Genomic DNA, 21,812 nt, shown 5'->3' with positions numbered 1-21,812 from the left:
CGGCGTTACTCCGTCCAGGACTCAAGCCGCGTGCGAAGTGTGTCGCTGCGGCGGGTGGCGAAGAGCACGTTGTCGATCCGCGTCGTGCCATCGGCGAGCGGCACGACTTCGAGATACTCCGTCCAGCTCGGCGCCTTGCCGCCCGGCATCGAGCGGGTGATCGCGACGATCGCCACGTTGCGAGTGCTGGCCCGGCAGACCGGCACCTCGTTGACATAGCTCTGGAACAGCACGTTCGGCGGCGGCATCAGCCGGTTACCCTTCGCCGCCTGGATCTTCGCGACGAGCGAGGGCGTCAGGATGGTCGTGAGCCCGTCGAGATCGCCCGCGAGGGTGAGCCGGCAGAATTCGGTTCCGAGCTCGTCCCAGTTGTAGCGGCTGCTCTTGCTCTCCGCGCTGGTGGCGGCGGTGGCGGCGGTGGCGACGAGTGCGACGGAGATCAGAAGGTGGCGGAAGGACATGGCTTCAGAGGACTCCGATCTGGGCGAGTTCCAGCGCCAGCGGGGCGGGAAGGTCGGGCTCGGCGGCGCCGGTGAGATCGGGAGGCGCCTCACCCGCGGGCAGGTAGCGCCAGCCCTGGAACGGCCGCCGGGGCCTCGGCGCCGTGCGGACCACGGCCGGATCGAGATTGATCGCGCAGCGCTGGATGCCATCCTCGCCGGTGCGCGCCTCAAGCGCCAGGATGCGCTGGCGGGCAAGGATCAGGCCCTTGAAGACCCAGTAGAGCGAACCGCCGTCGAGCAGCTCGTCGCTCCGTTTCGGCCACATCCGGGTGACATGGATCGGAATGGCCGGACGCCCGGCGGCGCGCGCCTCCTCCATCCGCGCGGCCTGCCACGCGATAAGCTCCGGCACCTCGGCGGCGCCGACGCAAAGTTTGACGAGATGAAGCGAAGCCGGCATTCGGACCCTTCGGGCGGGTGGCAACGTGCCTGCGGACCTTATGCGCTCCCACCGCGGCCGTCCAGTGAGGCTCCGCGGCGGAACCCCCGCGGACGATCCGGGACCATGCTCAGGCGCCGGTGATCCGCCAGATCACGTTTCCGACATCATCGGCCATCAGGAGCCCGCCCCCCGGCGCCAGCGCGACGCCGACCGGCCGGCCCCAGGACTTCTTCTCGTCGTCGGAGAGGAAGCCGGTCAGGATATCGCGCGCCGGCCCCGCCGGCCGCCCGTTCTCGAAGGGCACGAAGATGAGCCTGTAGCCCGAGAGCTTGCTGCGGTTCCAGCTGCCGTGCTGGCCGATCGCCATGCCTTCGCCGAAGCCCGGCAGGGTGCCATCCGGCATCCAGCAGAGCCCGAGCGAGGCGGTATGGCCGCCGAGCGCGAAATCGGGCGTGCGCGCGGTGGCGACCAGCGCCGGATTGGCCGGCACGCGGTCATCGACCGTCTGGCCCCAGTAGCAATGCGGCCAGCCGTAGAAGCCGCCGTCCACCACTTCGGTCAGGTAGTCCGGCGGCGTCTCGTCCCCGAGGCCGTCGCGCTCGTTCACCACGGTCCAGAGCGCGCCGGTCGTCGGCTCCCAGGCGAGGCCGACCGGGTTGCGCAGCCCCGAGGCGAAGATCCGCGACTCCCCCGTGGCGAGGTCGAGCACATGGATCGCCGCCCGCCCCTCCTCGGCCTCCATGCCCTTGTCGGCGATATTGGTGAGCGAGCCGACGCCGCAGTAGATCCGGCTCCGGTCCGGGCTCACGATCAGGCTGCGCGTCCAGTGCCCGCCGGGCTGGAAGGTCGTCACCCGCCTGCCCTCGCCCGTCAGGCGCGTGACACCGGGGCTGTAGTCGAAGGCCATGATCCCGTCGGTGTTGCCGACGTAAAAGGTCCGCTCCACCAGAGCCATGCCGAAGGGCTGGCGCTGGTTCTCGACGAAGGTCTCGCGGATCTCGGCCACGCCGTCGTCATCGGAATCGCGCAGCAGCGAGACGCGGTTCGCGCTGTCGCCGACGGCCGCGGCGCGCTTCATCGTCGCATACATCGCATAGTCGAAGGCGCTCCGGATCGTGCCCTTCTGCTCGCGCGCCTCCGCGACCAGCACATCGCCGTTCGGCAGAACCTCGATCCAGCGCGGATGTTCCAGATCGCGGGCGAAGGCGTTGACGCGCAGTCCCGGCGCCGGCACCGGGGTCCGGTCGCCTTCCCATCCCGTGGCGGTCGGCATCTTGAGCGTCGGGATCGACTGCGGCCGCGCCTTCGGGATCGCGGGCTCGGCGCCATAGGCCGGCGGGACCGCCGCCCCATCCTGTCGCCGCGCGAGAATGGCAACCGAGCCAATCATCGCCACGACTTTCGCGAACTGGTCCGCGATGTTCATGCTGGTCCTCCCCGCCGTCCTTGCCTGACCGCCGCGAGACTAGCGGGTTCCGGCGGACGCCTCCAGCCGGAGCTAGAGCGTCGAGAAGCCGCCGCGATGAAAGATCAGCGGCTTCAGATCCTCGGTCGTGAGCCGCAGGACCTCGCCCACCACGATCAGGTGGTCCCCGCCGTCATGGCCGGCCGCGTGACGGCACTCGAAGCGCGCCACCGACCCGTCGAAGAGCGGCGTGCCATCGATCCCGTCCTCGAAGGGCAGGTCCGGGAACGGCGCGCCGTGCCGGGCGAAATGCTCAGCGAGCGCCCGCTGATCCTCGCTCAGCACATGGATCGCGAAATGGGCCGCCGCCTCGAAGGCCGGGAACCGGCTCGACTTGCGCGCCGGCGACCAGAGCACCAGCGGCGGATCGAGCGACACGCTCGCGAAACTGTTGACGGTCATGCCGAGCGGCCCCGTCTCGGCGCGGGTCGTCACCACCGTCACGCCGGTCACGAAACGCCCCAGGGCGTCGCGCAGATCGCGTCCCGAGAAAGTTTCCACGGTTTCTCTCTCCTTCACCGCGAATTTCACCCACCCGCCGCGAGGGCGGGCGCCGCGGCCTGTCGTAACCATACCTTTGCGCCGCGCGGGTCAGCACGTATACGGGGACTCGCGGCCCCGCGCGACGGGGCGATCTAGGGAGGCCCGCGGGCGACGTGGGTAGCGAATGCCGGTCTGGGAACTCTTCGTCGTTCTTTTTCTCATCCTGCTCAACGGCTTTTTTGCCATGTCCGAGCTTGCGATCGTCTCCGCGCGGCGCGTGCGGCTCGAACAGATGGCGAAGGGGGGCAACCGGGGCGCGGCCAAGGCGCTGCTTCTGGCGGAGGACCCGACCGGCTTTCTCTCCACCGTGCAGATCGGCATCACCCTGATCGGCATCGTCGCCGGCGCCTATAGCGGAGCGACCTTCGCCGGACCGCTCTCCGAGGTGCTCGACCGGGTGCCCGCGCTCGTCACCTGGTCCGAGCCGCTCGCCTTCGCCCTGGTGGTGATCGTCACAACCTATCTTTCGCTGATCGTGGGCGAACTCGTGCCGAAGCGGCTGGCCCTGCAGCATGCGGAGCGGATCGCAGCCTCGGTCAGCGGACCGATGAGCGTGCTCGCCACCGTCGGCACGCCGATCGTCTGGTTCCTGCGCGTCTCGACCGAGACCGTGCTGCGCCTCCTGCGAGTCAAGGCCAGCGACCAGAACACCGTGACCGAGGAAGAGGTCAAGGCGATGATCGCCGAGGGCACCGAGAGCGGGGTCTTCGACGTCCGGGAGCGCGAACTGATCGAGGGCGTGCTGCGATTCGCCGACCGTCCGGTGCGGGTGATCATGGTGCCGCGGCGCGAGCTGAGCTGGCTGAACGCCTCGGACACGATCGAGGAGACGCTCGATGTCATCCGCGATCACAGCCACTCGCGCTATCCGCTGCGCGCCTCGGACGGATCGGAGGATGTGCTCGGCGTCGTGCATGTTCGCGACGTGCTCGCGCTGGTCCATTCCGGGCAGGACGACCTGTTCTCCATCGCGAAACAGCCGATCTACGTCAGCCCGGACATGCTCTCTCTCCAGCTGATCGAGCAGTTCCGCGTCTCCCCGGTCCATATGGCGATCGTCGTCGATGAATACGGCGGGCTCGAAGGCGTCGTCACCCCGACCGACATCCTGACCTCGATCGCCGGCGACGTGCCCGACGGCGAGAGCGGCGAGGGACGCGAGTCGGTGCGCCGCGACGACGGGTCCTGGCTGCTCGACGCGGGCATGCCGGTGGACGAGGTGGCCGAACTGCTCGATGTCGATCAGTTCGGTGCCCACGGCTATGCGACGCTGGCCGGGTTCGTGCTCGAGAGGATGCGGCGCATCCCGACCGCCGGCGACAGTTTCACCGCCTTCGGCTGGCGCTTCGAGGTCGTGGACATGGATGGGCGGCGGATCGACAAGCTGCTCGTCGAACGGGTCGAGCCCGACCATGACGCCAGGACGGGTTGATGTCAGACAGGTTGATATCGGCCAGGTCCATGAAGGCGCGTGGATGAAGGCGGGCGGATCAGGGTCGGCGCGTGAAGGCGGGTCGATGAGGGGCCGATGACGGACACCGAACGGCTGACCACGCTCGAGATCGCCGTCGCGCATCTCGAACGGCAGGTCGAGGAGCTTTCCGACCTGTTGCGCGATCAGGCCGATGCGATCGACCGTCTCGGCGCGCAGTCGCGTGTCCTCGCCACCCGGCTGGCCGCGGCCGAGGCGGCGCTGCCGGAGGATGCGCCCGACCCGAACCAGCCGCCGCCGCATTGGTGAGGCCCAGCCTCCGGCATCGGCGCCCGAAATCCAGGGGTCCGAAACCCAGGCGCCCGAAATCCGGGCGTCCGAACCTCAGCGCCCGAAGCCCAGCGCCCCGCCGATCGTCGTGAGCAATCCGCCTCCGATCAGCCCGCCGGCGACCCAGGTGGCGAGCGCCGCGAAATTGACCTGGCTCGCCGCCTCCGCCGTCACCGCCGCCTCCGGGGTCACGACGGCGACCGTTCCCACGCCCAGTACCAGCCCCGCGAACGCACCACCCGCGATGCCGCCGAGAAGACTGGCGATGACTTTCGGCGGTGTCCGGATCGCCGCGAGATCGACGAGATTGCCGGCGATCCCCCCGCCCATCAGCCCTGCGATGGCCTGCACGACCACCGGTGTCAGAGCGTCCATGGCGCCCTCCTTCTTTTTCTCCGGCGTGCCCGCCGGGGTCCTCCATCACAGCATGAAACCCGTTGAAAGGCAAAACCTGGCGCATTCCGCGGCAAGTCGTTTACTTTTCAGGTAAATATTCGCCTAACGGGCCCTTGGCGGCGAAATGCCGCTGGCGCCGCCGGCCGGTTCGATCTATGGCCGGAGAGGCCGCGCGCGGCGTTTCGAGGAACCGAGCCGATGTATCTTCCCGAGAGTGACGACCAGATGTTCGACATCCTGTCGGCGCTCAGGATCTACGCGGCGTCGAACGGACTGCCGGCGCTCGCCGAGCGGCTGGACGACGCGCTGCTCGTCTTCGCGGCCGAACGCCGCCGCGCGGCGCCGGACGAGGCTCCGGCCAGCCGGGACGGCGTCTAGGCCATCCAAGCCGGGACGGCGCCTGAATATACGCAAGCCGGGACGGCGCCTGAATATACGCAAGCCGGGACGGCGTCTGAACTCGACCCGCGCCGGGATCAGAGCCAGCCGCGGCTCTTGAAGATCCAGTAGGACAGCCAGGCCGACAGGATCATGAGTCCGATCGCGAAGGGATATCCGAACATCCAGTGCAGTTCCGGCATGACGTCGAAGTTCATGCCGTAGATCGAGGCGATCAGCGTCGGCGGCAGGAACACGACCGCGGCGACCGAGAAGATCTTGATCGTGGCGTTCTGCTCGATCCCGATCATGCCGAGCGTCGCATCGAGCAGGAACTGGATCTTCTGGCTCAGGAAGTTCGCATGTTCGGTGAGGTGACGCGAATCGCGGCTGAGCGACTTCTGCTTGGCGCGGCTTTCCTTGCTGGCGAGCCGCCCGCGCGCCTCCACGCCGAGGAAGACGAGCAGCCGTTCCACCGAGACGAGGCTCTGCAGCACATGGCCGACCACCTCGCCATGATGGCCGATCGCGCGCAGGACGAGCCGGTAGTCCTTCGCCTGTTCCCCCGGAATGACGTGGAGCACCTCGCGCGACAGCCGCTCCACCTCGCGGCCGACCGATTCGAGAATGTCGGCGAGCCGATCCACCACGGCGTCGAGCAGCGCGAGCAGCAGCGTGTCGGCGTCGCGGCAGCCGGTCTCGACGCGTTCGGCGCGCTGGGGAAAGGTCTGGAACGCGCGCGGCGCGTAGTCATGGACGGTGACGAGGATCTCGGGCGTCAGGATGAAGGTGACCGGCACCAGCAGCGGCAGGTCGAGCTCCGTCCTGACCGGCAGCGGGAGCGTCATGTAGATCCCCTCGCCGTCGGCGTAGAGCCGGCTCGATTCCTCGATCTCCTCCATGCGCTCTCGGGTCGGCATGCGTATGCCGTAGCGGGCCTCGATCTCGCGGCTGTGATGCGGCAGCGGGTTCAGCAGATCGAGCCAGACGGGTCGCGCATCCTCCGCCATTGGTTCCGCCAGCCGGCGCAGACGCCCCCCGTCCAGAGCATACCCGTTGATCATCCCGGCACGTCCTCATCCCCGACGACCGGGCCAGTCCGGGCGCCTCGCGGCCGAGGCTAGGACAGGAAGGCGCCGCGGGGAAGCCGTCGGGGAGGCTCTCGCGCGAAGCCCGGGCGATCAATCCGCCGCGGCGGGTTCGCGCCAGCGCCAGGGCGCGACGAAGCCGCCGAGCGCCCGGGCAACGCGGTCGGGGTCCTCGTCCGGCCCGGCCCGCCCGGGAACGAGTTCCGCGACGAGGCCGAGCTTTCGATCCTCGACCACCTCGGCCACCCGCGCGCCCGAGCCCGCGTTCTCGAGCGCCGCGTCGAAGACGCGCTGGATCGCCCGCCGGCGCAGATCCGGCTTGAAGATCTTGCCGACCGGCGTCTTCGGCAGTTCCTCGAGGATCTCCAGATATTTCGGCGCCGCCGCCTGTTCGGAGATCCCGTCGCAGGCGAAGCTGAGCAGTTCGCGCACCTCCACCGAGGCGCCCTGGATCAGTTCGACATAGGCCGCCGGCACTTCGCCGGCATGCGCGTCGGGCTGGCCGATGGCGCCGACGAAGGCGACCTTCGGGTGCCGCGCGAGCGCCTCCTCGATGACCGCGGGGTCGATGTTATGACCGCCCCGGATGATCAGATCCTTGGCCCGTCCGGTGATCCAGACATAGCCCTCGGCGTCGATCCGCCCCAGGTCGCCGGTACGCAGATACCCGTCCGGCGTCAGCATCCGCGCATTCTTCGCCGGATCGACATAGACCTCCGGATTGACGCCGGGGTTGCGCACGCAGATCTCGCCCACGTCGCCGATTCCGAGATCCTGATCGGAATGCTCCGGGTGGCGGATGCTGACATCGGTATAGGCGAAGGGCAGGCCGACGCTGCCGACACGCCGCTCGCCGTCATAGGGGTTGACCGAGACGAGGCAGGTCGCCTCGGTCATGCCGTAGCCTTCGAGGAGCCGCGTCCCGGTCAGCGACTCGAAACGGTGGAACAATTCGCGCGGCATCGCGGCCGAGCCGCAGAAGGCGACGCGCAGCCGCGAGAGATCGGCATTGACCGGCACCTGCGTGAGCCGCGCCACCGCGGTCGGCACCGTCACCATGAAGGTCGCCCGCCAGTGTTCGGCGAGTTTCCAGAAATTCTCGAAAACGCCATCGCCCCGGTATCCCTGTGGCGTCACCATCACGATCTCGGCGCCCGAGGCGAGGCAGGACATGAGGATCGGATAGGCGGCGAAGACATGGAACATCGGCAGCGGGCAGAGCAGCACATCCTCGGGCCCGAAGAGATAGAAGGCGCCGCACCAGCCGTTGTAGAGCATGCCGCGCGCCCGGTGCCGGGTCAGCTTCGGCAGGCCGGTGGTTCCCCCGGTGTGGAAGCAGGCGCGGGGGCGGTCGTGGTCGGTGTCCTCGAAATCGAGCGCGTCCGGGCGCGCGGCGGCGAGCGTCTGGCGCCAGTCGAGCACCCTCACCCGTTTCGGCCAGGCGACCTTGGGCCGGGCCAGCGCCGCGGCGAAGCCGAGCAACATCGGCAAATAGGGCCGGAGATCGATGGTCAGCACCGTCTCCACCGAGGGGGCGGAGGCGATCGCCGCCGCGACGGTCTGGGCGACCTCGGCCTTCGGGAAGGGCGCGAGCGTCACCACGACCTTGGCGCGCAGCTCCCGCAGGAGCGCGCCCATGTGCTCGGGCGTCAGCAGCGGGTTGATCGGCGCGACGATCCCCGCCGTCGCGCCGGCGATGAAGGCCACCGGCGCCTCGACCCCGTTCGGTAGCACATAGGCAACCGTGTCCTCGGGACCGATCCCGAGCCGGCGCAGCGCGTTCGCGGCCCGCGTCACCTCGGCGCGGAACGCCTCCCAGTCGAGACGCACCGCCTTGTCGCCCGGAGCCGACCGAAGCTGGAACGAGATCGCGGGCCGATCGGGATACGCCGCCGCGGTTCGCGCGAGCTGCTCATAGGGCGTGCGCGCCTCCCAGCGCCGTTCCACGGGCATCTCTGCTTCGACGGCGCGCTTGTCCGCGATCGTCGCGACTGTGACCATTGCTGTCCTCCCCGGCCGGGTTTCGCGCCATCTCGTCTGGCGCATTGCTTGCCGCGCTTGATCCTGCGGCGCGGCGCGGCGCCGGGCAAGACCGCGAGCCGGCCAATGACGCCACGTCACGACGATTCCGACGTCACGTCCCGGAAGGCGCGGCGGCCGAGGATACCAAGACCGTTCGGTCCGGCGGCGGTCGCGCACCGAATCGCGCGACCGCCGCGAAGGTCATCTGGCGAAAGTCATTTCGCCGCGGGGGGTCATCCCGCCGCGGGGGTCATCCCTCAAAGATCACTTCGCCGGGATACGCAGCACCTGCCCCGGATAGATCTTGTCCGGGTCCTTGAGCATCGGCTTGTTGGCCTCGAAGATCTCCTGATAGCGCGAGCCGTCGCCGAGCGTCTTCTGCGCGATCTCCCAGAGCGTGTCGCCCTTGACGACCGTGTGCAATACGGCCTCGCCGCCGCCGTCGGGGGTGGAGATGTCATCCTCGACCTTGGCGACGCCCTTCACGTTGCCGGTCGCGAGGATGATCTTCTCCTTGTCTTCCTGGCTCAGCGCCTTGCCGGAGACCTTGACCGTGTCGCCGTCGACCTGGACGTCGAGATCGTCCGCCTTCAGGCCGAGATCCTCGATCTCCTTCTTGAGCGCCTCGGGCGTCGGTGCCGCCTCGTCCGTCTCCTTGGCATTCGCCGCTTCGATACCAATCGCCTTGCCGGCGCCCTTAACGAAATCCCAGAATCCCATAGATCCCTCCTCGTCGCGTGCAATCGCGCGGGTGATAAAGCCACGGTCGGCGGCGCCGAACAAGCATGGCGTGCCCCCGCGGCTAGGTGAACGCGGGAACCGGCTTCGGGTTTCAGGCGGTATCCGGGTTGGTCCCGGTTGGCGGGTTTCGGCCTTCAGGCGGCGCCGTCGGTGAACTGCAGCCGGGCCAGACGGGCATAGAGCCCGTCCTCGGCGACGAGCGCCCCATGGGTGCCCTCCGCGACAATTCGTCCCTCCTGGAAGACGACGATCCGGTCAGCCCGTTTCACGGTGGCGAGCCTGTGGGCGATGATGAGCGTGGTGCGTCCCTCGGCGAGCCGGTCGACCGCCGCCTGCACCAGACGCTCGCTCTCGGCGTCGAGCGCGCTGGTCGCCTCGTCGAGCAGCAGCACCGGCGCGTCGCGCAGGATGGCACGTGCGATCGCGATGCGCTGCTTCTGCCCGCCCGAGAGCATGACGCCGCGCTCGCCGACATAGGTGTCATAGCCTCCCGGCAGCCGCGAGAGGAATTCATGCGCCGCGGCGGCCTTGGCCGCCTCCTCGACCTCGGCGTCGCTCGCCTCCGGGCGGCCGAAGCGGATGTTCTCGCGCGCGGTCGTGGCGAAGATCACCGGCTCCTGCGGCACCAGCGCCATCTGCGCGCGCAGGTCCGAGCGCCGGGTCGCATCGATCGGCACCCCATCGAGTGTTATCCGGCCGGTGTCCGGGTCGAAGAAGCGCATGAGAAGCTGGAAGATCGTGGTCTTGCCCGCGCCGGAGGGTCCGACCAGCGCCACGGTCTCGCCGGGCCGCACGTGAAGCGACAGGTCGCTCAGCGCGGGGATTTCGGGCCGCGAGGGATAGCGGAAGGTCACGTCCTCGAAGGCGATCTCGCCCCGGACCCGCGCCGGAAGCGCGACAGGTTCGTCCGGATCGGTGATCGTATCCTCGGCACCGAGTAGTTCGACCATCCGCTCCGTCGCGCCGGCCGCGCGCTGCAACTCGCCCCAGATCTCGGAAAGCGCCGCCGCCGCGCCCGCGACCATTACCGCGTAGATCACGAACTGCACCAGTTCGCCCGGGCTCATCGTCCCCGCCCGCACGTCGCGCGCGCCGATCCAGAGCACGCAGACGACCGAGGCGAAGACGAGGAAGATCACGATCGCGGTCAGAAGCGAACGGGTCAGGATCCGCCGCCGCGCCGCGTCGAAGGCCGCCTCGGTGAGCGAACCGAAGCGCCCCCGGCTCGCGGTCTCATGCGTATAGGCCTGCACGGTCTGCGCCGCGAGCAGGCTCTCGGAGGCCTGGGCGCTCGACGCCGCGATCCGGTCCTGGCTCTCGCGGCTTAGCACGCGGAGCCTGCGGCCGAGTGCGAGGATCGGCACGATGACGAGGGGGACGCCGATCAGAACGAGGCCGGTCAGTTTCGCGCTCGTGAAGAAGAGTAGCACGAGCCCGCCGATCAGCGTGAGCAGGTTCCTGAGCGCGATCGAGACCGAGGAGCCGATGACGGAGAGGACGAGCGTCGTGTCGGTGGTGAGCCGCGAGAGCACCTCTCCGGTCATGATCTTCTCGTAGAAGCCGGGGCTGAGCCCGATCACCTTGTCGAAGATCGCCCGGCGGATGTCGGCGATCACCCGTTCGCCGAGCCGGGTGACGAGGTAGAATCGCGCCGCCGTCCCGAGCGCGAGCAGCGCGGCGATCGCGGTCGCGGCGGCGAAATACTGGTCCATGATGGCGATCGACTCGTTGAACCCGTCGATGACGCGCCTGACGGCGAGCGGCAGCGCCAGCGCCAGCCCGGCCGTGACCGTGAGCGCGATCAGCGCGCCCCAGACGAGAACCCGGTAGGGCGCGAGAAAGGGCGCGAGACCGCGCAGCGGCCCGACCCCGCGGGCCTTGGCTCTGGGATTCCCCGCGCCGGTGTCCCCGTCCGTCGCACGCGCCATGGCTCACCTCCCGTTGGCTCGACCGCGCAATATCAAGCCGGTTTCGCGCCCACAAGCGGGTCCGCGGTCTCGACGGGCCAGGGCATGCCCCGCGGCGCTGGCCCGTGTGCCGGGGGCCCGGTCAGGGCCGCCCCTTCAGAGAGATTGGCCGCGCAGCAGTCGGGGCAGGTCGCCCGTGACGCCCGCCGCCTCGCGGATCAGCCCGCGGCGGAGCGCCGGGAGCCGGTTCACGATGCCGAGGCCGAGATCCCGGCCGAGCCGGAGCAGCGGGTTGTCGTTCGAGAACAGCCGGTTCAGCCCGTCGGTCGCCATGACCAGCGCCGCCGTGTCGACCCGCCGCCAGCCGCGGTAGTCGTCGAGCACGTCCGGGGCGCCGATGTCGAGGCCCCGGCGATGCGCGGCGGCGAGAACCTCGGCGAGCGCCGCCACGTCGCGCAGGCCGAGGTTGAGCCCCTGCCCCGCCAGCGGATGGATGCCGTGCGCCGCGTCGCCGACCAGCGCGAGCCTTGCCCCCGCCACGTCCTGGGCCAGGGTCAACCCGAGCGGATAGGAGAACCGCGCACCGGCGAGGCTGATCGGCCCGAGGAAATCGCCGAACCGGGGCCTGAGCGCCGCGAGATATTCCTCCGGACCGAGCGCCTGGATCGCCTGCGCGGATGCGCGATGCGCGGTCCAGACGATCGAGGAGCGGTTGCCCGGCAGCGGCAGGATCGCGAGCGGCCCCTCCGGCATGAAGAACTGATGCGCGATCCCGCCATGCGGCCTCTCGTGGGCGATGGCGCAGACGAGCGCGGTCTGGTGGTAGTCATGCCCGCGCCGCGCGATGCCGGCACGCCGCGCCACCCCGCTGTCGCGGCCGTCGGCGCCGACGAGCAGGGCGCCGGTCAGCCGCTCGCCGCTCTCGAGCGTGACCGTGACCCCGCCGGGCAGCACCTCCTGCGCGGTGACCCGCGCCTTCTCCCGCGTCGCCACGGCGGGCGCGGCGTCGAGCGCGGCGAAGAGCGCCGCCCGCAGGTAGCGGTCCTCCAGCATATGGCCCATCGGGCCTTCGTCGATCTCGCCGCCCTCGAAATGCAGGAACCAGGGCGCCGCCCCCTGGCCCGCGCGGCCGTCGCTGATCTTGATCTCGGCGATCTCCTCGGCCCGGCCCGCGACCCGGTCCCAGATCCCGAGCGCCGTCAGCATCCGCCGCGACGCGAGCGACAGCGCATAGGCGCGGCCGTCGAAGCCCGGATCGGCCTGGACGGCGCGGGGCGCGGCATCGATCAGGATGCTCGAGATCCCGGCGGTGGCGAGCGCGAGCGCCATCGTCGCGCCGTTGAGCCCGCCCCCCACGATCAGTACGTCGCAATCCCGCCGCATGCGCTTCCCTTATCCCCGCCTCGGGACGATTGTCCACACGATCGGGCGCCGCTAGTCTCACGCGGTTCACGATCGCGGGAGGCGCATCATGTCGGAAAGCTGGCTCTGGATGGGCGCGGCGGAGCTCGGCCGGGGCATCGCCGCCGGCGCCATGGACCCGCGCGAACTGACCGAGGTCTATCTCAATGCCATCGAGGGCCATCCGCAGGCCCCGGCGATCTATGCCCGGCTGACCCCCGAGCGGGCGCGGGAAGAAGCGGCGGCGGCGGCGGATCGCGCGCGATCGGGGCTCACGCGCGGACCGCTCGACGGGGTGCCGGTCAGCTGGAAGGATCTCTTCGATACCGCGGGCGTGGCGACGGAATCGGGCTCGCCGCTTCTCGCCGGCCGGGTGCCCGAGCGCGACGCCGAGGTTCTCGCGCGGGCGACGCGCGCGGGCCTCGTCTGCCTCGGCAAGACCCACCAGACCGAGCTCGCCTTCTCGGGCCTCGGCCTCAACCCCGCGACCGCGACGCCGCCCAATATCAACGACCCGGAACTGGCGCCGGGCGGCTCCTCCTCGGGCGCGGCGACCTCGGTCGCCTTCGGCCTGGCGGCGGCGGCGATCGGCTCGGATACCGGCGGCTCGGTCCGGGTTCCGGCGGCCTGGAACGATATCGTCGGCCTCAAGACCACCCATGGCCTCTTGTCGCTCGAAGGTGTCGTGCCGCTCTGCCCCCGGTTCGACAGCGTCGGCCCGCTCTGCCGCTCGGTCGAGGATGCGAGCCTGCTCCTCTCGGTCCTCGCGGCGATGCCCGCGCCCGACCTCGTGGGTGCGACGCTCGAGGGGCGCCATTTCCTCGTGCTGGAACACGAGGCGCTGGCGAGCCGGCCGGAAGTCGGGCAGGCGTTCGACGCCGCCGTGGCCGCGCTCCAGACCGCCGGGGCGCGGGTCAGCTACGGCGCGCCGGCGGCGGCGATCGACTGCCTCAACCTCGCGCCGGTCCTCTTCGCGACGGAGGCCTATGCGACCTGGGGCGAGCGCATCGAGGCGGCGCCGGATCTGATCTACGGACCGGTCCGCGAGCGGTTCCGGGGCGGCGGCGCCTTCTCGGGTATCGACTACATCCGGGGCTGGACACAGCTCGAAGGCTACCGCGCCGCCTATCTGTCGGAGACCGCAGGCTATGACGCGGTGTTGATGGCGACGACGGCGAACACGCCGCCGAACACCGAACGGCTGCTCGCCGATCCGGACCATTTCGCGATGGAGAACCTGCTGACGCTGCGCAACACGCGCGTCGCCAACCTTCTCGGCCTCGCGGCCCTGACTCTGCCGACCGGCAGGCCCTCGGCGGGGCTGATGATGATGGCGCCGCCGATGGCCGAGCGGGCCCTGCTGCGCCTCGGCGCCGCCGCCGAGCGGGCACTGCGATGACGCGGCGCAAGATACTGGACCGCAAGGCGGCTTGCCGTTACACTCCATCGCCAACGGGGCGCGAATGACCCCGAGATGTTGAGGCCAGACGATGCAGTTTCCCGCGCGGTTCTCCGCTCTGCCGGAATACGCGTTCCCGCGTTTGCGGGCGCTCCTGCGCGCCGAGCCGCCGGGCGGGCCGGATCTCGCGATGACGATCGGCGAGCCGAAGCATCCGATGCCGGAGATGATCGCCGAGACGGTCGCCGCCCACGCGCATGAATTCGCGCTCTACCCGCCGAACGACGGAACCCCGGAGTTGCGCGCCGCGATCGCCGACTGGATCGGGCTTCGTCACGGCGTGAGGATCGACCCGGACACCGGAGTCATTCCGCTCAACGGCACGCGCGAGGGGCTGTTCAACGCCGCGATCGCGCTCTCGGCCGAGGACAAGAACGGCCTGTCGCCCGTCGTGCTGATGCCGAATCCGTTCTATCAGGCCTATGGCGCCGCCGCGCTCGCCATCGGGGCGGAGCCGGTGATGGTGCCTGCGACGCTCGAAACGGGATTTCTGCCCGATTACGCGAGCCTTCCCCGCGAGGCGCTCGACCGGACGACGCTCTGCTACATCTGCACGCCCTCGAACCCGCAGGGCGCGATCGCCTCGCCCGAGTACTGGCGCGATCTGATCGCGCTCGCAGAGAAGCACGATTTCCGGATCATCGCCGATGAATGCTATGGCGAGATCTACCGCGACGCGGCTCCCGTCGGCGGGCTCGCGATGGCGGCCGCGGCCGGGGCCGACCCCGAGCGCGTCATGATCATGCAGTCGCTCTCGAAACGCTCGAACGCTCCGGGCCTGCGCTCCGGCTTCGCCGCCGGCGGTCCCCGTTCCATCGCCAGGATCAAGCAGCTTCGCGCCTATGGCGGCGCGCCGCTGCCGCTGCCGCTTCAGCGCGCGGCGACGGTGCTCTGGCGCGACGAGGGCCATGTCGAGGCGAACCGGGCCCTCTATCGCCGCAAGTTCGATCTGGCGGACCGGGTCCTCGGGGACTTCCCCGGCTATGTCTCGCCGGTGGCAGGGTTTTTCCTTTGGCTCGACGTCGGCGATGGCGAGGCGGCGGCGCTCCGGCTCTGGCGCGAGACCGGCGTGCGTGTCCTGCCCGGAGGATATCTCGGGCGGGCGGGCGCGGACGGGGTCAATCCCGGGCATCGCTACATCCGGGTCGCATTGGTGGCGCCCGAGGCGGAGGTGGCGCGCGGGCTCGAAGCGATCCGCGACACGCTCGGCGCGGGCGGGAATTCCGAAGGGGTAATGTGAGAGATGGCAGCGCGTAGCAAGACCAAGGTCCGGGCCCGGCTCGTCGAGACCGACACGGAGATCGCGCTGCGCAGGCGGGGGGCGGAACTGCTCGGCCTGATCCTGATCGCCCTCGCCGCCCTCGCCGCCGCGATCATCTGGACCTATTCGCCCGACGATCCCAGCCTCTTCAGCGCCACGGACGCGGCGCCCAGCAACGCGCTCGGCCTCATCGGCGCCTCGATCGCCGATCCGCTGCACCGCGCGCTCGGCTGGGCGGCCTATGGCCTGCCGGTCGCGCTTGGTGTCTGGGGGCTGCGGCTCGTCTTGCACGCGGGCGAGACGCGGATCGTGACGCGCACGATCTTCACCCCGCTCGCCATGCTGGTCGCGGCCGCCTTCGCCGCGACCCATGTGCCGTTCGGGAACTGGGTCCATGACTACGGGCTCGGCGGCCTGCTCGGCGACGCGCTCGTCGGCGCGATCATCGCCGCCCTGCCCTTCGAGCCCTCGGTTTCGCTCCCCTTCCTCGGGCTCGGGCTCGGCATCCTGTTCCTCGTCTCGGCGGGTTTCGTGCTCGGCGTGACCGGGGCCGAATTCGCGGGATTCCTCAGGATGCTGCGCGACGGCTCGATCCTGCTCTATGCCGGGCTCCTTCGCCTGACCGGCCGCGCCGTCTCGACCGCCGCCGCGGGCGCGGCGGGCGGCGCGCGTGTCGCCCGCGAGAAGGCCGCCGAGGCCCGCGCCCGGCGCGCGGCCGCCGCGATGGCGGCGCCCCAGACGAGCCCCACCATATCGCCCCCCTCGGCCGTCCCCCTGGCATCGGGCCGAGTCGCGACGCGGACTTCGACGCCGCCGCTGTCGCGGCCCGCCGGCATTCCGCCCTTCGATCCCAACGCGCTCGGCGAACCGCTCGGGCATTTCGCGGAGCCTGAACCGCGGTCCGGAGTGGAAGCCGAGACCCGACCCGACCCCGGACCCGGGCTCGGCGCGCGTCTTCGGGGCGAGACCCGCGCGACGCCCGCCCGCGCCCAGGCGCCGACACCCGTCGCGTCGGAGATCGACCTGCTCGAACCCGAGGGCGAGGATGACCCGCTTCCCGCCGCGCCTGCCGAGGCCGCCAGGGCGCCGAAAGCCGCGTCCAGACCCGCGCCGCGGATCGAGAAGCTCAAGGCCCGCGCCGCGGTGCCCGAGTTCATCCCGGAGGCGGAAACGGACCCGGAGACGGACTACCAGTCGCCGCCGGTCACGCTCCTGCAGAACCCCGCGACCATCATCCGCCAGCATCTGACGACCGAACAGCTCGAGGAAAACGCGCGGCTGCTGGAGACCGTGCTCGACGACTATGGCGTGCGCGGCGAGATCACCTCGATCCGGCCCGGCCCGGTCGTGACCATGTACGAGCTCGAACCGGCCGCCGGCCTGAAGGCCAGCCGCGTCATCGGTCTCTCCGAGGATATCGCGCGCTCGATGGAGGCGCTCGCCTGCCGCGTCTCGACCATCCCCGGCCGCTCGGTCATCGGCATCGAACTGCCGAACCAGATGCGCGAGAAGGTGCTGCTGCGCGAGATCCTGTCCTCCAAGGGCTTCACCGACACCGCCCATGCGCTGCCGCTCGCGCTCGGCAAGGACATCGGCGGCGAGCCGGTGGTCGCGAACCTCGCCCGGATGCCGCATCTGCTGATCGCCGGCACCACCGGCTCGGGCAAGTCGGTCGCGATCAACACGATGATCCTGAGCCTGCTCTACAAGCTTTCGCCGAAGGACTGCCGGGTCATCATGATCGACCCGAAGATGCTGGAACTTTCCGTCTATGACGGCATCCCGCACCTGCTCTCCCCCGTCGTCACCGATCCGAAGAAGGCGGTCGTCGCCCTGAAATGGACCGTGGCGGAGATGGAGGAGCGCTACCGCAAGATGTCGAAGATGGGCGTGCGCAACATCGACGGCTACAACCAGCGCGTGACCGACGCGCTCGAACGCGGCGAGGACTTCACCCGAACGATCCAGACCGGTTTCGACGAGGAAACCGGCGAGCCGATCTTCGAGACCGAGGAATACGCCCCCGAGACCATGCCCTATATCGTCGTGATCGTCGACGAGATGGCCGACCTGATGATGGTCGCGGGCAAGGAGATCGAGGCCTGCATCCAGCGCCTCGCCCAGATGGCCCGCGCCTCGGGCATCCACCTCATCATGGCGACGCAGCGGCCCTCGGTCGATGTCATCACCGGCACGATCAAGGCGAACTTCCCGACCCGCATCTCCTTCCAGGTGACCTCGAAGATCGACAGCCGCACCATTCTTGGCGAGATGGGCGCCGAACAGCTGCTCGGCCAGGGCGACATGCTCTACATGGCCGGCGGCGGGCGCATCACCCGCGTCCACGGGCCCTTCGTCTCCGACGAGGAGGTCGAGGACGTGGTGACGCATCTGAAATCGCTCGGCGCGCCCGACTACGACGCAGGCGTGGTCGAGGGCCCGGACAGCGGCGAGCAGTCGGAGATCGATCTCGTGCTCGGCCTCGGCGGCAACACCAACGGCGACGACGCGCTCTACGACCAGGCGGTGGCGATCGTCGCCAAGGACCGCAAATGCTCGACCTCCTACATCCAGCGCAAGCTCTCGGTCGGCTACAACAAGGCCGCGAAGCTCGTCGAGATGATGGAAGACCAGGGCGTGGTCAGCCAGGCCAACCACGTCGGCAAGCGCGAGGTGCTGATCGCGGAGCGCTGACGCCCCCGCGACGGCACGCCGCGAAGGGTGCCTCGGCCGGCCCCGTCAGCGGCCTCGGCGGATCATTCCGCCGCCTTCGGCGCCATCGGGTTGTTCGGGTGGGTTGTCCAGTTCGCATATTCGCGCTCGACCACCCGGCCCGTGCGCGGGTCCACCGCCCCCGGCTGCATCTCCTCCATCGAGATGCAACCCTCCACCGGGCAGACGTTGACGCAGAGGTTGCAGGCGACGCATTCGTCGTCCTTCACCTCGAAGATGCGCCCGGGCTTCATCGCGATCGCCTGATGCGAGGTATCCTCGCAGGCGGCGTAGCAGCGGCCGCAGTGGATGCAGAGATCCTGATCGATCCGCGCCTTGGCGACATAGTTGAGGTTGAGATACTGCCAGTCCGTGACATTGGGCACGGCGCGGCCCCGGATCGCGTCGATATCCGGGTGCCCCTTCTCGTCCATCCATTGCGTCAGGCCGGAGATCATCTCCTGGACCACGCGGAAGCCATAGGTCATCGCCGCCGTGCAGACCTGCACCGATCCGGCGCCGAGCGCGATGAACTCGGCGGCGTCCCGCCATGTCGTGACGCCGCCGATGCCGCTGATCGGGAAGCCGGCCGTTTCCGGATCGCGGGCGATCTCGGCCACCATGTTGAGCGCGATGGGCTTCACCGCCGGGCCGCAATACCCGCCGTGGCTGCCCTTGCCGTCGATCGAGGGTTCCGGGCTGAAGCTGTCGAGATCGACACTGGTGATCGAACTCACGGTGTTGATGAGCGAGACCGCGTCGGCGCCGCCCTTGTGCGCGGCGCGCGCCGGGAAGCGGATGTCGGTGATATTGGGCGTGAGCTTCACGATCACCGGCATCCGGGTATGCGCCTTGCACCAGCGCGCGACCATCTCGATGTATTCCGGCACCTGACCGACAGCGGAGCCCATCCCGCGCTCGCTCATGCCATGCGGGCAGCCGAAGTTGAGTTCCACCCCGTCGGCGCCGGTTTCCTCGACGAGCGGCAGGATCGAGCTCCAGCTTTCCTCGTCGCAGGGCACCATCAGCGAAACGACGAGCGCGCGGTCGGGCCAGTCGCGCTTGACCGCCTTGATCTCGCGCAGGTTCACGTCGAGCGGGCGGTCGGTGATGAGTTCGATGTTGTTGAGGCCGAGCAGCCGCCGGTCCGCGCCCCAGACCGCGCCGTAGCGTGGGCCGTTGACGTTCACGATATGCGGGTCGAGCCCGAGGGTTTTCCAGACCACGCCGCCCCAGCCGGCCTCGAAGGCGCGGCGGACGTTGTATTCCTTGTCCGTCGGCGGCGCCGAGGCGAGCCAGAACGGGTTCGGGGATCTGATGCCCACGAAATCGATGGAAAGATCGGCCATTCTCGCCTCCTTCGTGTGGTCGCCGGTTCGGCCGCCGCCGGGGCAACTCCGTCGTCGCGCCGGCGGGTCAGCTGCGGCGCGTCAGGATCATCTCCACCGGAGCGAGCGCGCCGCTCCGGAACGCCGCGTCGAGATTCGCGATCTTCTCGCGCATCGCCTCGGAGATCGGCCGCGGTTCGGCGGGGTCGGTGAGGGCTTCGAGAAAGGCGATCCCCTCCTCGCTCCGCGTCACCCGCGCGGCTTCGGTGAACCAGAGCGCGGCGGCGGTGGCATAGGCGCCGGGGGAGTCGAGAAAGGAGCTTTCCGCCTCGCCCGCCCAGGGCAGCGGCTCGGTCACCTCGCCCGCGCCGACGCGCATGATGTCATAGATCGCGAACGCGCCGCCCGGACGGATGACGCGGCCCGCCTCCGCCATCGCGCCGCGCTTGTCGGCGACGTTCATGCCCACATGGAGCATGATCGCATGGTCGAAGGCGCGGTCGCGATACGGCAGGGCCAGCGCGCTTCCGACCTCGAAGACCGCCGGGTCCGCGCCGATCATGCGGCTGAGCTTGCGCGCCGCCGCGATGAACTCGGGCGTCAGATCGAGGCCCCAGCCGAGCGCGCCCCGCCGGGTCAGCGCGCGCACCGCCCCGCCCACGCCGCAGCCGATGTCGAGCACCGCCTGGCCCGCGAGGGGCGGCATGGCGTCGAGCAGGCGCTCGACCGCCTCCGCGCCCCCGATATGGAACGAACCGTAGAGGCGCGCGCCCTCGGGCGAGAGATCGCCGTTGAAGCCGCGGGCGAGGTCCTCCTCGATCCGCTCCACCAGACCCACGCCGCCGTAATAGGCCGCGACCCGGGCCTCCACCTCCCACAGTTCCGACGTCTCCGCGGCCATTCCCAGGCCCCCCATCTCGTCCCGCCAGTCCGTTCCCGCCAGTCCGTTCCCCCCCCTCGTCCCAGCCGACTCTTGCCAGCGGGTGCCCGTATCATCCCGTCAGGGCGCGGTGGATGTCCATCGCCGCGTCACGGCCCTCGGCGACCGCGGTCACCGTGAGATCGTTCCCGCCCGAGGCGCAGTCCCCGCCCGCCCAGACGCCGGGCAGGCTGGTCCGGCCGGCGCCGGAGACGCGGATCTTGCCCCGTTCGAGCTCGAGCTTCGGCGGGACGCCCTCTCCCAGCGCCTGTCCGATCGCGGTCAACACCTGATCGGCCTTGAGCGTGAAGGTCTCGCCCGTCTCCCTCAGGCCCTGCGGCCCGTCCTCGACATAGGCGCATTCGACCTCGCGCACCGCGCCGTTGCCGTTCATCCGGACCGGGATCACACCGGAGATGATGCGTACCCCGTGGGCCGTGGCGAGGTCCTGTTCGTAGTCCGAGGCGGACATCCTCTCGCGGCCGCGGCGGTAGAGGATCGTCACCTCCTCGGCGCCGAGGAGTTTCGATTGCACCGCCGCGTCGATCGCCGTCATGCCGCCGCCGACCACGACCACGCGCCGGCCGACCGCGAGCCGCGCCAGATCCTCGGCCTGCCGCAGCTCGGCGATGAACTCGACCGCCGGGCGCACGCCGTCGCGGTCCGCGCCCCCGGCCTCGAGCGCGTTCACGCCGCCAAGGCCGATCCCGAGGAATACCGCGTCGTAGCTCGCGCGCAGATCCTTGAGCGACAGGTCGCCGCCGAGCCGCGCGCCGTATCTCACCTCTATTCCGCCGATGCCGAGCAGCCATTCCAGTTCCGCCTGGGCGAAGCCGTCCGGCGCCTTGTAGGCGGCGATGCCGAATTCGTTGAGCCCGCCGCCCTTCGGCCGCGCATCGTGGAGCACCACGTCATGGCCCAGCATCGCGAGCCGGTGCGCGCAGGCGAGCCCCGCCGGTCCGGCGCCGACGACGGCGACGCGGCGGCCGGTGGGCGTCGCCCGTTCGAACGGCTGCCCGCCCCTCGCCATCGCCGTGTCGGTGGCGTGGCGCTGCAGCCGGCCGATCTCGACCGGCCTGCCCTCCGCCGCCTCGCGCACGCAGGCTTCCTCGCAAAGCGTCTCGGTCGGGCAGACGCGGGCGCACATGCCGCCGAGGATGTTCTGGCTCAGGATCGTGCGCGCCGCCGCCTCCGGCGTGCCGGTGGCGATCTGGCGGATGAAGAGCGGGATGTCGATCGTCGTCGGACAGGCCGCGACACAGGGCGCGTCGTAGCAGAAATAGCAGCGGTCGGCGGCGACCAGCGCCTCATGCGTCGTGAAGGGCGGCGCGATATCGGCGAAATTCTGGGCGATTTCCTCGGCGGGCAGGCGACCCGGGGCGATGCCCGGGGTCCGCGGTGTGGGTATCATGGACCTCTCCCGACGCGCGTGGCTGTCAGGACGGAGGCTGGCACAGCGTCTTTTTTTGATCAACTGGTAAAATCAGCCCCGTTTCGACCCGGTGACCGGCGCGATCCGGGTCCGGGCTCCGGTCACGATCGGCC

General features: G+C 70.0%; 19 protein-coding genes. 6 read left to right on the top strand and 13 right to left on the bottom strand.

The features are described from left to right. Nucleotides 1–5 precede the first annotated feature (5 nt). From ACLJK8_RS05690 to ACLJK8_RS05675, 4 genes are all read right to left on the bottom strand, one after another. A complete protein-coding gene (locus ACLJK8_RS05690; protein WP_413149136.1) occupies nucleotides 6–461 on the bottom strand; it encodes a hypothetical protein in 456 nt (151 codons plus the stop codon). Nucleotides 462–465: 4 nt separating this feature from the next. Beyond that, the gene (locus ACLJK8_RS05685; RefSeq protein WP_413149135.1) at nucleotides 466–903 is read right to left on the bottom strand and encodes a DUF1489 family protein; all 438 of its coding nucleotides are present in this window, start codon (nucleotides 901–903) and stop codon (nucleotides 466–468) included. Nucleotides 904–1,012: 109 nt separating this feature from the next. Further along, entirely contained in the window at nucleotides 1,013–2,311 is a 1,299-nt protein-coding gene (locus ACLJK8_RS05680) for a PQQ-dependent sugar dehydrogenase (protein WP_413149134.1), read from the bottom strand. A gap of 72 nt (nucleotides 2,312–2,383) precedes the next feature. Beyond that, nucleotides 2,384–2,851, bottom strand: coding sequence for a flavin reductase family protein (locus ACLJK8_RS05675; RefSeq protein ID WP_413149133.1), 468 nt, complete (start codon nucleotides 2,849–2,851; stop codon nucleotides 2,384–2,386). Between the two features lie 166 nt (nucleotides 2,852–3,017). Here ACLJK8_RS05675 and ACLJK8_RS05670 point away from each other — a divergent pair, with 166 nt between their 5' ends. After that, nucleotides 3,018–4,325 (top strand): hemolysin family protein, encoded by a 1,308-nt coding sequence (locus ACLJK8_RS05670; protein ID WP_413149132.1) that lies wholly within the window; start codon nucleotides 3,018–3,020, stop codon nucleotides 4,323–4,325. A gap of 96 nt (nucleotides 4,326–4,421) precedes the next feature. Continuing rightward, on the top strand, nucleotides 4,422–4,634 hold the full coding sequence (locus ACLJK8_RS05665; protein ID WP_413149131.1) for a SlyX family protein: 213 nt from the start codon (nucleotides 4,422–4,424) through the stop codon (nucleotides 4,632–4,634). 75 nt (nucleotides 4,635–4,709) lie between these two features. Here the strand turns inward: ACLJK8_RS05665 and ACLJK8_RS05660 are convergent, their stop codons facing one another. Then, the gene (locus ACLJK8_RS05660; RefSeq protein WP_413149130.1) at nucleotides 4,710–5,030 is read right to left on the bottom strand and encodes a hypothetical protein; all 321 of its coding nucleotides are present in this window, start codon (nucleotides 5,028–5,030) and stop codon (nucleotides 4,710–4,712) included. Nucleotides 5,031–5,249: 219 nt separating this feature from the next. Between ACLJK8_RS05660 and ACLJK8_RS05655 the strand changes: the two genes are divergently transcribed. Beyond that, entirely contained in the window at nucleotides 5,250–5,429 is a 180-nt protein-coding gene (locus ACLJK8_RS05655; protein WP_413149129.1) for a hypothetical protein, read from the top strand. Nucleotides 5,430–5,527: 98 nt separating this feature from the next. On the opposite strand, the gene ACLJK8_RS05650 is transcribed toward ACLJK8_RS05655, so the two are convergent. From ACLJK8_RS05650 to ACLJK8_RS05630, 5 genes are all read right to left on the bottom strand, one after another. Then, nucleotides 5,528–6,493: a magnesium transporter CorA family protein gene (locus tag ACLJK8_RS05650; RefSeq protein ID WP_413149128.1), complete on the bottom strand. Its 966-nt coding sequence runs from the start codon at nucleotides 6,491–6,493 to the stop codon at nucleotides 5,528–5,530. Nucleotides 6,494–6,610: 117 nt separating this feature from the next. After that, nucleotides 6,611–8,518, bottom strand: a complete 1,908-nt coding sequence (locus ACLJK8_RS05645; RefSeq protein ID WP_413149127.1) for an acyl-CoA synthetase — start codon at nucleotides 8,516–8,518, stop codon at nucleotides 6,611–6,613. A gap of 285 nt (nucleotides 8,519–8,803) precedes the next feature. Then, nucleotides 8,804–9,259, bottom strand: coding sequence for a peptidoglycan-binding protein LysM (gene lysM / locus ACLJK8_RS05640; protein WP_413149204.1), 456 nt, complete (start codon nucleotides 9,257–9,259; stop codon nucleotides 8,804–8,806). A gap of 155 nt (nucleotides 9,260–9,414) precedes the next feature. After that, nucleotides 9,415–11,208, bottom strand: a complete 1,794-nt coding sequence (locus tag ACLJK8_RS05635; RefSeq protein ID WP_413149126.1) for an ABC transporter transmembrane domain-containing protein — start codon at nucleotides 11,206–11,208, stop codon at nucleotides 9,415–9,417. A 135-nt stretch (nucleotides 11,209–11,343) separates the two neighbouring features. Beyond that, a complete protein-coding gene (locus tag ACLJK8_RS05630; RefSeq protein WP_413149125.1) occupies nucleotides 11,344–12,570 on the bottom strand; it encodes an FAD-dependent monooxygenase in 1,227 nt (408 codons plus the stop codon). 88 nt (nucleotides 12,571–12,658) lie between these two features. Between ACLJK8_RS05630 and ACLJK8_RS05625 the strand changes: the two genes are divergently transcribed. From ACLJK8_RS05625 to ACLJK8_RS05615, 3 genes are all read left to right on the top strand, one after another. After that, the gene (locus ACLJK8_RS05625) at nucleotides 12,659–13,987 is read left to right on the top strand and encodes an amidase (RefSeq protein WP_413149124.1); all 1,329 of its coding nucleotides are present in this window, start codon (nucleotides 12,659–12,661) and stop codon (nucleotides 13,985–13,987) included. 91 nt (nucleotides 13,988–14,078) lie between these two features. Continuing rightward, entirely contained in the window at nucleotides 14,079–15,287 is a 1,209-nt protein-coding gene (locus ACLJK8_RS05620) for an aminotransferase class I/II-fold pyridoxal phosphate-dependent enzyme (protein ID WP_413149123.1), read from the top strand. Nucleotides 15,288–15,290: 3 nt separating this feature from the next. Further along, the gene (locus ACLJK8_RS05615) at nucleotides 15,291–18,002 is read left to right on the top strand and encodes a DNA translocase FtsK 4TM domain-containing protein (protein WP_413149122.1); all 2,712 of its coding nucleotides are present in this window, start codon (nucleotides 15,291–15,293) and stop codon (nucleotides 18,000–18,002) included. A gap of 62 nt (nucleotides 18,003–18,064) precedes the next feature. On the opposite strand, the gene preA is transcribed toward ACLJK8_RS05615, so the two are convergent. The 3 genes from preA to ACLJK8_RS05600 form a co-directional block, all read right to left on the bottom strand. Continuing rightward, nucleotides 18,065–19,369, bottom strand: coding sequence for an NAD-dependent dihydropyrimidine dehydrogenase subunit PreA (gene preA, locus ACLJK8_RS05610; protein ID WP_413149121.1), 1,305 nt, complete (start codon nucleotides 19,367–19,369; stop codon nucleotides 18,065–18,067). 67 nt (nucleotides 19,370–19,436) lie between these two features. After that, nucleotides 19,437–20,249 (bottom strand): class I SAM-dependent methyltransferase, encoded by an 813-nt coding sequence (locus ACLJK8_RS05605; RefSeq protein ID WP_413149120.1) that lies wholly within the window; start codon nucleotides 20,247–20,249, stop codon nucleotides 19,437–19,439. A gap of 91 nt (nucleotides 20,250–20,340) precedes the next feature. Further along, on the bottom strand, nucleotides 20,341–21,678 hold the full coding sequence (locus tag ACLJK8_RS05600) for an NAD(P)-dependent oxidoreductase (RefSeq protein WP_413149119.1): 1,338 nt from the start codon (nucleotides 21,676–21,678) through the stop codon (nucleotides 20,341–20,343). Nucleotides 21,679–21,812: the final 134 nt, after the last annotated feature.

The organism is Amaricoccus sp. W119 (assembly GCF_047275745.1).
In the GTDB taxonomy this organism is placed as follows: Bacteria; Pseudomonadota; Alphaproteobacteria; order Rhodobacterales; family Rhodobacteraceae; genus Amaricoccus.
This window is presented reverse-complemented; position numbering and strand designations above follow the sequence as displayed.

What these genes read in the sequence shown, in the direction of transcription:
- ACLJK8_RS05670 (WP_413149132.1), top strand. Translation starts at nt 3,018, where the DNA reads ATGCCGGTCTGGGAACTCTTCGTCGTTCTTTTTCTCATCCTGCTCAAC.
- ACLJK8_RS05650 (WP_413149128.1), bottom strand. Translation starts at nt 6,493, where the DNA reads ATGATCAACGGGTATGCTCTGGACGGGGGGCGTCTGCGCCGGCTGGCG.
- ACLJK8_RS05600 (WP_413149119.1), bottom strand. Translation starts at nt 21,678, where the DNA reads ATGATACCCACACCGCGGACCCCGGGCATCGCCCCGGGTCGCCTGCCC.
- ACLJK8_RS05605 (WP_413149120.1), bottom strand. Translation starts at nt 20,249, where the DNA reads ATGGCCGCGGAGACGTCGGAACTGTGGGAGGTGGAGGCCCGGGTCGCG.
- ACLJK8_RS05690 (WP_413149136.1), bottom strand. Translation starts at nt 461, where the DNA reads ATGTCCTTCCGCCACCTTCTGATCTCCGTCGCACTCGTCGCCACCGCC.
- ACLJK8_RS05665 (WP_413149131.1), top strand. Translation starts at nt 4,422, where the DNA reads ATGACGGACACCGAACGGCTGACCACGCTCGAGATCGCCGTCGCGCAT.
- ACLJK8_RS05660 (WP_413149130.1), bottom strand. Translation starts at nt 5,030, where the DNA reads ATGGACGCTCTGACACCGGTGGTCGTGCAGGCCATCGCAGGGCTGATG.
- ACLJK8_RS05645 (WP_413149127.1), bottom strand. Translation starts at nt 8,518, where the DNA reads ATGGTCACAGTCGCGACGATCGCGGACAAGCGCGCCGTCGAAGCAGAG.
- ACLJK8_RS05685 (WP_413149135.1), bottom strand. Translation starts at nt 903, where the DNA reads ATGCCGGCTTCGCTTCATCTCGTCAAACTTTGCGTCGGCGCCGCCGAG.
- ACLJK8_RS05635 (WP_413149126.1), bottom strand. Translation starts at nt 11,208, where the DNA reads ATGGCGCGTGCGACGGACGGGGACACCGGCGCGGGGAATCCCAGAGCC.
- preA (WP_413149121.1), bottom strand. Translation starts at nt 19,369, where the DNA reads ATGGCCGATCTTTCCATCGATTTCGTGGGCATCAGATCCCCGAACCCG.
- ACLJK8_RS05655 (WP_413149129.1), top strand. Translation starts at nt 5,250, where the DNA reads ATGTATCTTCCCGAGAGTGACGACCAGATGTTCGACATCCTGTCGGCG.
- ACLJK8_RS05680 (WP_413149134.1), bottom strand. Translation starts at nt 2,311, where the DNA reads ATGAACATCGCGGACCAGTTCGCGAAAGTCGTGGCGATGATTGGCTCG.
- lysM (WP_413149204.1), bottom strand. Translation starts at nt 9,259, where the DNA reads ATGGGATTCTGGGATTTCGTTAAGGGCGCCGGCAAGGCGATTGGTATC.
- ACLJK8_RS05615 (WP_413149122.1), top strand. Translation starts at nt 15,291, where the DNA reads ATGGCAGCGCGTAGCAAGACCAAGGTCCGGGCCCGGCTCGTCGAGACC.
- ACLJK8_RS05620 (WP_413149123.1), top strand. Translation starts at nt 14,079, where the DNA reads ATGCAGTTTCCCGCGCGGTTCTCCGCTCTGCCGGAATACGCGTTCCCG.
- ACLJK8_RS05630 (WP_413149125.1), bottom strand. Translation starts at nt 12,570, where the DNA reads ATGCGGCGGGATTGCGACGTACTGATCGTGGGGGGCGGGCTCAACGGC.
- ACLJK8_RS05625 (WP_413149124.1), top strand. Translation starts at nt 12,659, where the DNA reads ATGTCGGAAAGCTGGCTCTGGATGGGCGCGGCGGAGCTCGGCCGGGGC.